The sequence below is a fragment of the Lacinutrix gracilariae genome, assembly GCF_042684485.1.
GTDB classification, from domain to species: domain Bacteria; phylum Bacteroidota; class Bacteroidia; order Flavobacteriales; family Flavobacteriaceae; genus Oceanihabitans; species Oceanihabitans gracilariae.
This window is the reverse complement of the sequence record NZ_JBHULM010000004.1, coordinates 81,454-93,931: the sequence shown is the minus strand read 5'-3', so window position 1 is coordinate 93,931 and position 12,478 is coordinate 81,454. Positions and strand designations below refer to the sequence as shown.

The following is a 12,478-nucleotide window of genomic DNA, read 5'->3' as shown; positions in this document are numbered from 1 at the left end:
ATTCTTTACAATAGCATCACATTACGTAGTCTTTTTTTTACTATTTTTGGCGTCCTTAAAACTTTTTAATGAAAAAATCAATCTCTTTATTTTGTTCAATAGTACTTTTATTATTTACAAGTACCATTAAATCTAACCATAACAATACTAGTAATAGTATAAAGAATACAATTGCCTGTCCTGCAGCTATTATAACTTCTTTCGCTCCAGCTTCTGGACCAGAAAACACTTTAATTACCATAAGTGGAAGCAATTTTAGCACAGCTGCAACTGTAACTTTTGACGGAGTAAGCACTTCTTTTACGATTAATAGTGATAACCAAATTCAAGCTTATGTTCCTGCAGGAACTTCTACTTCTGCATCAATTGCAATACTAAGTTCTGGTGGATGTACAGGTGTTTCGTCTACAAACTTTAACGTGTTAGCTTCTACATGTGCTTCTGCAGATATTTATATTTCAGAAATTTATGATGCCATTTCAGGTGACTTCGCAGTTATAGAACTTTATAACCCAACAAACGCTCCTGTTGTAATAGATAATACATATACTATTGTACGTTATGGTGATATTGGAAACGCTGCACCTAATAACACCTTTGATGAAATTACAGGTACCATTCCTCCTTTAAGTACCTTTATTATTCAAATGGGAACAAGTGCATCTGAATGTCCTTCTATAACAGCAGATTATAATATTGGTACTGGAATTAATGACAATGATGAATTTGAACTTTTAAAAAATGGCGTAATCATAGATAATGTATATGCTCCAGACGAAAGAGGTTATACTATTATTAGAAATGCAAATGCACCAATACCACAAACTACTTATAATAGTAATGATTGGAGTATTAGCTCACAAGAAGATTGTACAGATTTAGATTTGCATACAGCAGATCCTATTCCAGATAACACGCCAAATATTACACATCCTACTTCACAAACTACTTGTGAAAATGGATCTGTTACTTTTACTGCTTCAGAAGACTCTGGTACTTTTTCATACCAATGGAAAACATTAGATGCTTCAGGAAACTGGGTAAACGTTACCAACAATACCTACTATTCTGGTGCAACAACAAGTACATTAACAGTAAATAATATTCCTGTAAGTTTTAATAACAACCAATATTATTGCGAAATTAAATCCTCTTCATGTACACTAATCACCAATGCTGCACAATTAGAAATTAATGCAATTGCTGTGGATAGTTTAGAAAACCAAACAGCTTGTGAAAGCTATACCTTACCAAGCTTAACCAATGGTAATTACTTTACAGATATTAACGGAACAGGAACAGCTCTTAACGCAGGTGATGTAATTACTAGCTCACAAACTATATACATATATAATACTGTAGGTACTTGTACCAACCAAAGTAGTTTTACGGTTACTATTACTCCTATTCCAAGTGTAGATATTTTAGCAGATGTTTCTGTTTGCGTGAGTTATACACTGCCTGCGCTTACCAACGGAAACTATTTTACAGCAACCAATGGAGCTGGAACCTCTTTAACAGCTGGTGATGTAATTACAACTACACAAACCATTTATATTTATAGTGCTGTAGGAATCTGTACCAACCAAAGTAGTTTTACAGTTACTGTAAATGGCACACCTACTGTAGATACTTTAGAAAATCAAACCGCTTGCGAAAGCTATACCTTACCTGCTTTATCTAATGGAAATTACTTTACAGGAAGCAACGGAACAGGAACTGCTTTAAATGCAGGAGATGTAATTACTACATCACAAACTTTATATATTTATTCAGAAATAGGAACAGCGCCTAACAACTGCTCTAATGAATCTAGTTTTTATATTACCATAAACCCTACTCCTTTAGTAGACACGCTATCTAATATGGTAATATGCTCAGAATATACCTTACCAAACCTAACAAATGGTAATTATTTTACTGGAGAGAACGGAACAGGAACAGCTCTTAATGCTGGAGATGTGATTACTAGTTCACAATCCATTTATATTTATAATTCAGTATCCTCATGTACCAACCAAACAAGTTTTGACATTACTATTTTACCTGCTACAGATTTTACGCTTTCCGAAGATAATCTTAGCATACTAGAAGATGAATTAACGGTAAACATGGAAGATACTAGCATTAACTATATCTATGCTGTAGATAACGGAGACTACCAAACAAACAATAGCTTTACCAACTTATCTAACGGAACACATACATTGTATGTAGAAGATGAAAATGGCTGTATTGTAAAATCTATTACATTTGAAATTCTTGTTGTTTATGATGAAATTATAATACCTAACGGATTCTCTCCTAATGGAGATGCATATAACGAATGGTTTAACATTCAAGGTTTATATGGTAATTATGTACATCATAAATTAGAAATTTACAATCGTTACGGAACATTAGTATTTACAGGTAACAACAATAACAAATGGTACGGAAAAGCAAATAGAGGTGCTTTAAACACAAACAAAGTATTACCTGTTGGCACCTATTTTTATGTATTGTACCTTAATGATGCCAATGCTTCTAAACAAAGATATACAGGTTGGGTTTACCTTAACAAATAATTTATAGTTCTAGCATTCTTTACTAATTCGTTATTTTATTATACATTTAGGGGCTTTATTTTTAAAATAAAGCCCCTTTTTATAAAGTAACACTCGCTTAACATGAAACTAATTAAATATTAATTATTTTTGCGCCCTAATCATAACTAATGAAACGTATTAAACTTTTACCTTCCTTTATTTGTATTTTTTTTATTTACAATGCAAGCATAGCTTTTAACGCAAACAAAAACACTACAAATGTTACATTGGCATCAAGTGTATGTCCTGCAGCAGTTATATCCAATTTTTTTCCTGAAAGCGGACCAGAAAATACTCTAGTAACCATAAGCGGAAGTAATTTTAGCACAGCTACAAACGTTACTTTTGATGGAGTAAGCACTACATTTAACATTATTAGTGATAATGAAATAGAAGCTTATGTACCTGCAGGAATTTCTGCTTCTGCAACTATTTCTATTATAAGTTATGGAGGATGTACAGGAAACGCAACAACAGACTTTACTTTTCTAGACTCACAATGTAGCACTGCAGATGTGTATATTTCAGAAATATATGATGCCATTTCTGGAAGCTACGCGGTAATAGAATTATATAACCCAACCAATGCTCCTATTGTTTTAGATGGTGTTTACATTATTGAACGTTATGGAGATATAGGTAATGCTGCACCAAGCCACACCTATAATGTTCTTGGAACCATTCCTCCCTTAGATACCTTTATTATTATTTTAGGAAGTGGATCAGATTGCCCTTCGTTAGTTGCCGATTTTAATGTTGGTACAGGAATAAATGACAACGATGAATTCAAACTATTAAAAAACGGAGTGCTTATTGATATCGTTCATGCGCCAGACGAAAGAGGATATACTATTATTAGAAATCCCGATGCTGCTGTAAGCCAAACCTCTTTTGATAGTAGTGATTGGACTATCGATTCACAAGAAGATTGCTCTGATTTAGATTCGCATACTGCAGATCCTATTCCAGATAATACACCAACAATTACCAACCCAACCTCGCAAACTATTTGTGAAAATGGTACAGCTACTTTTACAGTCTCAATATCTGGTACAGAAACATATACTTACCAATGGATGGTTTTAAATGCCGCTGGAAACTGGGTAAATGTAACTAATAACACAAATTATTCTGGTGCAACAACCAATACGCTAACTATTGCAAATGCACCTTTAACTTTTGACGCTAATCAATATTATTGCCAAATAACTTCTACCTCATGTGATTTAGTTAGCAATGCAGCACAATTAAATGTTGGTAATGCAGAAGTAGATACACTTTCTAACGAAACCGTTTGTACAAGTTATACCTTGCCTACACTTACTAACGGAAACTATTTTACAGCAACCAATGGTGGAGGTTCACCTTTAAATGCTGGTGATATTATTACAGCTACACAAACTATTTATATTTATAACGAAGTTGGTACTGCTCCTGATACTTGTTCTAACGAATCTAGTTTCACTATTACGGTAAGCGGAACACCTCCTGTAGATACGCTTTCTAACGAAACGGTTTGTACAAGTTACACCTTACCTACACTTACCAACGGAAACTATTTTACAGCGACCAATGGTGGAGGTACGTCTTTAAATGCTGGTGATACTATTACAGCTACACAAACTATTTATATTTATAACGAAGTTGGTACTGCTCCTGATACTTGTTCTAACGAATCTAGTTTCACTATTACGGTAAGCGGAACACCTCCTGTAGATACCCTTTCTAACGAAACGGTTTGTACAAGTTATACTTTACCTACACTTACCAACGGAAACTATTTTACAGCGACCAATGGTGGAGGTACGCCTTTAAATGCTGGTGATATTATTACAACTACACAAACTATTTATATTTATAACGAAGTTGGTACTGCTCCTGATACTTGTTCTAACGAATCTAGTTTCACTATTACGGTAAACGGAACACCTCCTGTAGATACGCTTTCTAACGAAACGGTTTGTACAAGTTATACTTTACCTACGCTTACCAACGGAAACTATTTTACAGCAACCAATGGTGGAGGTACTCCTTTAAATGCTGGTGATATTATTACAGCTACACAAACTATTTATATTTATAACGAAGTTGGTACTGCTCCTGACACTTGTTCTAACGAATCTAGTTTCACTATTACGGTAAGCGGAACGCCTCCTGTAGATACGCTTTCTAACGAAACGGTTTGTACAAGTTACACCTTGCCTACACTTACTAACGGAAACTATTTTACAGCTACTAATGGTGGAGGTACGCCTTTAAATGCTGGTGATACTATTACAGCTACACAAACTATTTATATTTATAACGAAGTTGGTACTGCTCCAAATACGTGTTCTAACGAATCTAGTTTCACTATTACGGTAAGCGGAACGCCTCCTGTAGATACCCTTTCTAACGAAACCGTTTGTACAAGTTATACTTTACCTACACTTACCAACGGAAACTACTTTACAGCGACCAATGGTGGAGGTACGCCTTTAAATGCTGGAGATATTATTACAGCTACACAAACTATTTATATTTATAACGAAGTTGGTACTGCTCCTGACACTTGTTCTAACGAATCTAGTTTCACTATTACGGTAAGCGGAACGCCTCCTGTAGATACCCTTTCTAACGAAACGGTTTGTACAAGTTACACCTTACCTACACTTACTAACGGAAACTACTTTACAGCGACCAATGGTGGAGGTTCTCCTTTAAATGCTGGTGATACCATTACAACTTCTCAAACTATTTATATCTATAATGAAGTTGGTACTGCTCCTGACACTTGTTCTAACGAGTCTAGTTTCACTATTACTATAAGTGGTAATCCTCCTGTAGATACGCTTTCTAACGAAACGGTTTGTACAAATTACACATTACCTACGCTTACCAACGGAAACTACTTTACAGCGACCAATGGTGGAGGTACGCCTTTAAATGCTGGAGATATTATTACAACTACACAAACTATTTATATTTATAACGAAGTTGGAACTGCTCCTGATACTTGTTCTAACGAATCTAGTTTCACTATTACGGTAAGCGGAACACCTCCTGTAGATACCCTTTCTAACGAAACGGTTTGTTCTAGTTATACTTTACCTACGCTTACCAACGGAAACTATTTTACAGCGACCAATGGTGGAGGTTCTCCTTTAAATGCTGGTGATATTATTACTACTACACAAACTATTTTTATCTATAATGAAGTTGGTACTGCTCCTGACACTTGTTCTAACGAGTCTAGTTTCACTATTACTATAAGTGGTAATCCTCCTGTAGATACGCTTTCTAACGAAGCCGTTTGTACAAGTTATACTTTACCTACACTTACCAACGGAAACTACTTTACAGCGACCAATGGTGGAGGTTCTCCTTTAAATGCTGGTGATACCATTACAACTTCGCAAACTATTTATATCTATAACGAAACTGGGACTGCTCCAGATACTTGTACTAACGAGTCTAGTTTTACTATTACTATTTATCCTGCAACAGATTTCACGCTTACAGATGCAAATATTACTATTGTAGATAATACCATAACGGTTAACATGACAGATACTAGTATAAATTATCTGTATGCTGTAGACACTTCTGCGTTACAAGCAAACCCTACATTTACTAATGTTGCTAACGGAAACCACCTTTTATATGTTCAAGATGAAAACGGTTGTATTATAAAAGCACTACCATTTACAATAGATGGTTTTGTTGAAATAAACATTCCTTTATTTTTCACGCCAAATGGTGATGGTTATAATGACACTTGGTTAATTACAGACAATCAAAACACCATTAAAGAAATTCTAATTTTTGATAGATATGGTAAACTTTTAAAACAAGTTTCTCCTGCTTTAAAATCTTGGGACGGAATCTACAATGGTTATTTTATGGAAAGTAATGATTACTGGTACCTTATTACATTACATACAGGTAAAACCATCAAAGGGCATTTTACACTTAAAAGATAAACTATAAAAATTTCAGAAACTTAAATTCTATATTAGAATATCTTTTAAGTAATTTAGCCTTTAAAGCGCTACAAGTACTCAAAACTTCAGACATTTAAGTATGAAATTCAAAATAGAATCCGAATTTAAACCAACAGGAGATCAACCACAAGCCATAAAAAAACTGGTTTCTGGTTTAGATGCCAATGAAAAATACCAAACCTTACTTGGTGTTACTGGTTCTGGTAAAACATTTACCGTTGCTAATGTCATAGAACAAGTAGAGCGTCCTACCTTAGTACTTGCACATAACAAGACTTTGGCAGCACAATTGTACAGTGAGTTTAAACAGTTTTTTCCTGAAAATGCTGTAGAGTACTTTGTTTCCTATTATGATTATTACCAACCAGAAGCCTATATTCCTGTTTCTGGTGTGTATATAGAAAAAGATTTATCTATCAATGAAGAGATTGAAAAGATGCGTTTAAGCACAACCTCTTCACTGCTTTCTGGTCGTCGTGATGTAATTGTAATAGCTTCGGTTTCTTGTTTATATGGTATTGGTAATCCTGTAGAGTTTCAAAAAAATGTAATCACTTTAAAACGAGATCAAGAAATTTCTCGTACTCAATTATTACACCAATTAGTACAAAGTTTGTATTCGCGTACAGAAGCAGATTTTAACCACGGAAACTTTAGAATTAAAGGAGATACTGTAGATATTTTTCCGAGTTATGCAGATGATGCTTTTAGAATTCACTTTTTTGGTGATGAAATTGAAGAAATCGAATCTTTCGATATTCAAACCAATCAGGTCATTGAAAAATATGACATTTTAACCATTTATCCTGCAAACATGTTTGTAACTTCTCCTGATGTGTTACAAGGAGCCATTACAAGTATTCAAGACGATTTAGTTAAACAATACGATTATTTTAAAGAAATAGGAAAACATCTTGAAGCAAAACGCTTAAAAGAAAGAACCGAATTCGACCTGGAAATGATTCGTGAACTTGGTTATTGTTCTGGAATTGAAAATTATTCTAGATACCTTGACGGAAGACAACCAGGAACACGACCATTCTGTTTATTAGATTATTTTCCAGAAGACTTTTTAATGGTTGTAGATGAAAGTCACGTTACCATATCTCAAGTACATGCCATGTATGGAGGAGACAGAAGTAGAAAGGAAAACTTGGTAGAATATGGTTTTCGTCTGCCTGCTGCCATGGACAACAGACCTTTAAAATTTGAAGAATTTGAAGCTCTGCAAAACCAAGTCATTTATGTGAGTGCAACTCCTGCAGATTATGAGCTTGAAAAATCAGATGGTGTGTATGTTGAACAAATAATAAGACCTACAGGATTATTAGATCCTATTATTGAAGTAAGACCAAGTTTAAATCAAATTGACGATTTAATTGAAGAAATTCAGCAACGTGTAGAAAAAGACGAACGTACTTTAGTAACAACGCTTACCAAGCGTATGGCAGAAGAGCTAACCAAGTATTTAAGCAGAATTCAAATACGTGTAAATTATATACATAGTGATGTAGATACTCTAGAACGTGTGCAGATTATGCAAGATTTACGTAAAGGTTTGTTTGATGTATTGGTTGGTGTAAACTTACTTCGTGAAGGATTAGATTTACCTGAAGTTTCGCTGGTTGCTATATTAGATGCAGATAAAGAAGGTTTTTTACGTTCGGCTAGATCGTTAACCCAAACGGTAGGTAGAGCTGCAAGAAACCTTAACGGAAAAGCTATTATGTATGCCGATAAGATTACTAAAAGCATGCAAAAAACCATTGACGAAACCGAATATAGAAGAGCAAAACAAATTGCCTATAATACCAAAAACAATCTAGTACCTAAAGCACTAAATAAAAGTTTAGACAGTGCTTTATCTAAAAACTCTGTAAGTACCTATAGTTATGAATTAGAAGCTGCAAAAGCGGCAGAACCTGAAAGCGCATACCTTACTAAAGAAGAACTAGAAAAGAAAATTCGCGAAAAAAGAAAAACCATGGAGCAAGCTGCAAAAGCATTAGACTTTTTAGTAGCAGCAAAATTGCGTGACGAAATTAAAAGCTATCAAAGCAAACTAGAAGAATTAAAAGCTTAAATTGATGGAAAACTTAGAACTGAAACCTTTGTCATTTCGAGCATGTCGAGAAATCTTTTTAATTTAGAGTAAAAAAAATCAATAATGAAATGAGATTCCTGCCTACGCAGGAATACCTTCAACGAACTAAATAAAATGCATCTTTTGCTTTTCTATTAAGAGTTTCACTTAATTATACTGCACCTTAAAAACGTCTATTAAAACATCTGGTGGTACTATTTTATTAGGAAAACTTTCCATTAAATACAAAACCGTATTAATACAGTCATGGTTTAATCCCATTCGTAATCCAAAATTATGCAGTTTATAAATTTCTTTTTCTGTAATTTCACCATCTATACTCATTAACAACACCAACCTATGAAATTGCACAATACGCTCACTATGAGACTTTAAATGCACATGATGCACAGGGTTTTCAATAAGATAATCAAAATCTTCACGAGAAACACTAAGTTGTTTTGCAACACCTAATAAAAATTTATATTCTACCCTTTTTATTCTTTTCTCATTTTTTGCAAATGCAATCATTTCAGACAAAAGGCTTAATTTTTCTACTCTATTTATCATATTTTACTGAGGAATTAATTAATTATTATAAAGTTAGATATAATCCATCTTTTATAATCGTTGATATATTGTATCTTGTCGAAAAAAAAAGAGTAATTCATCGAATTTTTACTAGTTTCATAGAATATAATCAAAAACAAACTAGTTTCAAAACCTTTATTCACAAGGTTTTAGACGATATTTATTTATTAAACTAACACTATTTATTAAAATTCTACAATGACAAATAATGATATTTTTAAAAAACTACGAGTAGCACATAAACTTCGTGACGATGATATTATAAAAATTCTTGCTTTGGTAGACTTTAGAATTGGAAAAAGTGAACTAAATGCTTTTTTTAGAAAAGAAGATCATCCAAAATACATGGAGTGTGGAGATCAAATTTTACGAAACTTTCTTAATGGCTTAGTGATTCATTTAAGAGGACCAATGCCTAAAAAAGGAGAAAAGAAACCTAATACAACTTCTGTAAAAAAGAATACTGACAAAAAGTAATACTACAAATACGTTTTCTTTTGTAGAGAAAACATTTCATATAGAATCAAAAAAAAAGAGCAACTTAATAGTTGCTCTTTTTTATGTATATAATTAAAATATGCTAAAGACTAGCATACCTCTATTTTTATATTAAGCTAATACTTCTTGTACTTTATCAGCAGCTTCTTGAAACTCAGTAGCACTCATTACATCTAAACCAGAATTGTCAATTAATTCTTTAGCGATGTCTGCATTAGTACCTTGTAAACGAACAATAATTGGTACGTTTATAGTTCCCATGTTTTTATAAGCATCAATAACACCTTGTGCAACTCTGTCACAACGTACAATACCACCAAAAATATTAATTAAGATTGCTTTTACAGCAGGATCTTTTAAAATAATTTGAAAAGCAGCTTCTACACGTGCAGCATCAGCAGTACCACCAACATCTAAAAAGTTAGCTGGTTCACCACCTGCTTGTTTAATTAAATCCATAGTTGCCATTGCAAGACCAGCACCATTAACCATACAACCAACGTTTCCGTCAAGGTCAACATAGTTAAGTCCTAACTCACCTGCTTCTACTTCAATTGGGTTTTCTTCACGTAAATCACGTAAAGCAGCTAAATCTTTATGTCTAAATAATGCGTTATCATCTAAAGAAACTTTAGCATCAACAGCCATTATTTTAGAATCACTAGTTTTTAAAACTGGGTTAATTTCAAATAATGAAGAATCAGACTCTACATAAGCAGTATATAAAGAAGTAACAAATTTTGTCATTTCTTTAAAAGCCAATCCTGATAATCCTAAGTTAAAAGCAATACGTCTTGCTTGAAAAGGAATTAATCCAATAGCTGGATCTACTTCTTCATGAAAAATTAAGTGAGGTGTTTCTTCGGCAACAGTTTCAATATCCATTCCACCTTCTGTAGAATACATAATCATATTTTTACCAGTTCCTCTATTTAAAAGTACAGAAATATAATATTCTTCTGGCTCAGAGTCTCCAGGATAATAAACATCTTCAGCAACTAAAACTTGGTGTACACGTTTACCTTCGGCAGAAGTTTGTGGTGTTACCAAATCCATTCCAATGATTTGTCCTGCAATTTCTTCTACTTGCTCTAAATTTTTAGCAAGCTTAACTCCTCCACCTTTACCACGTCCACCAGCATGTACTTGTGCTTTAATCACGTGCCAACCAGTTCCGGTTTCTTCCGTTAATTTTTTAGCAGCAGCTACTGCTTCTTGAGCATTTTGTGCAACGATTCCTCTTTGAATACGTACGCCAAAACTGCTTAATAATTCTTTTCCTTGATATTCGTGTAAATTCATCTTGTTTAAAGTAAAATTTTAGAAATACAAAAGTAAATAATCACAAGAACTTACCCTAATTTAATTATTAAAAAACGAAGCGTACTTAAAAAACTTAATTTGTTAAATAATTAACAAATTGTTTTAAATATGTAATAATATGTTGTTTTAGTTTTTAAACAAGAAGAAAAAAATATCTTTGAAAAAAAAATTACACATGCAAAACAGCAAATTATTAGAAATAGCAAAGGATTTTGGTAGTCCTATTTATGTTTACGATGCAGAAAAGATTAGTTTTCAATATACGCGTTTAACTTCGGCATTTAAAAAAGTAAAGCAGGTAAAACTTAATTATGCTGTTAAAGCATTGTCCAATATTTCTATTTTAAAATTAATGAAATCTCTAGGAGCAGGATTAGACACTGTTTCTATTCAAGAAGTAAAATTAGGGCTTACTGCTGGTTTTACTCCAGATCAAATAATTTTTACACCTAACGGTGTTTCTTTAGAAGAAATTGAAACTGCAGCAAAACTTGGTGTTCAAATTAACATAGATAACCTTTCTATTTTAGAGCAGTTTGGTACCAAACATCCAAAAACGCCTGTTTGTATTCGTATAAATCCGCATGTAATGGCTGGAGGAAATACCAATATATCTGTAGGACATATTGATAGTAAATTTGGAATTTCTATACACCAAATACCACATATACTTCGTATTGTAGAAAACACAAAAATGCATATTAATGGTATTCACATGCATACAGGAAGTGATATTTTAGATATTGATGTGTTTTTATATGCAAGTGAAATTTTGTTTGAAACAGCTAAAAACTTTAAAGAATTAGAATTTATCGATTTTGGTTCTGGTTTTAAAGTACCTTATAAAGAAGGAGATATTGAAACCAATATTGAAGAGTTTGGCGATAAACTTTCAAAACGTTTTAACGAGTTTTGTGCTGCTTATGGTAAAGAATTAACCTTAGGTTTTGAGCCTGGAAAATTTTTGGTGAGTGAAGCTGGTCAGTTTTTAGTTAAAGTAAACGTGGTAAAACAAACTACATCAACCGTTTTTGCTCAAGTAGATTCTGGTTTTAACCATTTAATAAGACCTATGCTTTATGGATCGCAACATGAAATTGAAAACATTTCTAACCCAAAGGGAAGAGAGCGTTTTTATAGCGTAGTGGGCTACATTTGCGAAACGGATACTTTTGCAAACAACAGACGTATTGCAGAAATTAACGAAGGAGATATTTTATCTTTTAAAAATGCTGGAGCATATTGTTACTCTATGTCTAGCAATTACAACTCGCGTTATCGTCCTGCAGAAGTACTTTGGCTAAATAACAAAGCACATTTAATACGAAAAAGAGAAACTTTTGATGATATACTTAACAATCAAATTGAAATAGAGATTTCTGATAAAAAGAAATCAAAATAAATTAAAAAAT

7 protein-coding genes are annotated in these 12,478 nt (G+C 33.1%); 5 read left to right on the top strand and 2 right to left on the bottom strand.

All coding sequences use genetic code 11. From position 1 onward, the window contains the following. The first annotated feature begins 68 nt into the window (after window positions 1-68). The 3 genes from ACFSSB_RS02250 (at window position 69) to uvrB (ending at window position 8,654) form a co-directional block, all read left to right on the top strand. Window positions 69-2,567, top strand: coding sequence for a T9SS type B sorting domain-containing protein (locus tag ACFSSB_RS02250; RefSeq protein ID WP_379900511.1), 2,499 nt, complete (start codon window positions 69-71; stop codon window positions 2,565-2,567). 149 nt (window positions 2,568-2,716) lie between these two features. Next, complete coding sequence (locus ACFSSB_RS02245) at window positions 2,717-6,550, top strand: T9SS type B sorting domain-containing protein (RefSeq protein WP_379900509.1); 3,834 nt, start codon at window positions 2,717-2,719, stop codon at window positions 6,548-6,550. 100 nt (window positions 6,551-6,650) lie between these two features. After that, the gene (uvrB, locus tag ACFSSB_RS02240) at window positions 6,651-8,654 is read left to right on the top strand and encodes an excinuclease ABC subunit UvrB (protein ID WP_379900507.1); all 2,004 of its coding nucleotides are present in this window, start codon (window positions 6,651-6,653) and stop codon (window positions 8,652-8,654) included. 168 nt (window positions 8,655-8,822) lie between these two features. Here uvrB and ACFSSB_RS02235 read toward each other — a convergent pair whose 3' ends face one another. Further along, entirely contained in the window at window positions 8,823-9,224 is a 402-nt protein-coding gene (locus ACFSSB_RS02235) for a TerB family tellurite resistance protein (protein ID WP_379900505.1), read from the bottom strand. A 219-nt stretch (window positions 9,225-9,443) separates the two neighbouring features. Here ACFSSB_RS02235 and ACFSSB_RS02230 point away from each other — a divergent pair, with 219 nt between their 5' ends. Further along, window positions 9,444-9,722 (top strand): DUF1456 family protein, encoded by a 279-nt coding sequence (locus ACFSSB_RS02230; protein WP_379900503.1) that lies wholly within the window; start codon window positions 9,444-9,446, stop codon window positions 9,720-9,722. A gap of 132 nt (window positions 9,723-9,854) precedes the next feature. On the opposite strand, the gene sucC is transcribed toward ACFSSB_RS02230, so the two are convergent. Then, complete coding sequence (gene sucC / locus ACFSSB_RS02225) at window positions 9,855-11,045, bottom strand: ADP-forming succinate--CoA ligase subunit beta (protein ID WP_379900501.1); 1,191 nt, start codon at window positions 11,043-11,045, stop codon at window positions 9,855-9,857. Window positions 11,046-11,223: 178 nt separating this feature from the next. Between sucC and lysA the strand changes: the two genes are divergently transcribed. Beyond that, a complete protein-coding gene (lysA, locus tag ACFSSB_RS02220; protein ID WP_379900499.1) occupies window positions 11,224-12,468 on the top strand; it encodes a diaminopimelate decarboxylase in 1,245 nt (414 codons plus the stop codon). Window positions 12,469-12,478: the final 10 nt, after the last annotated feature.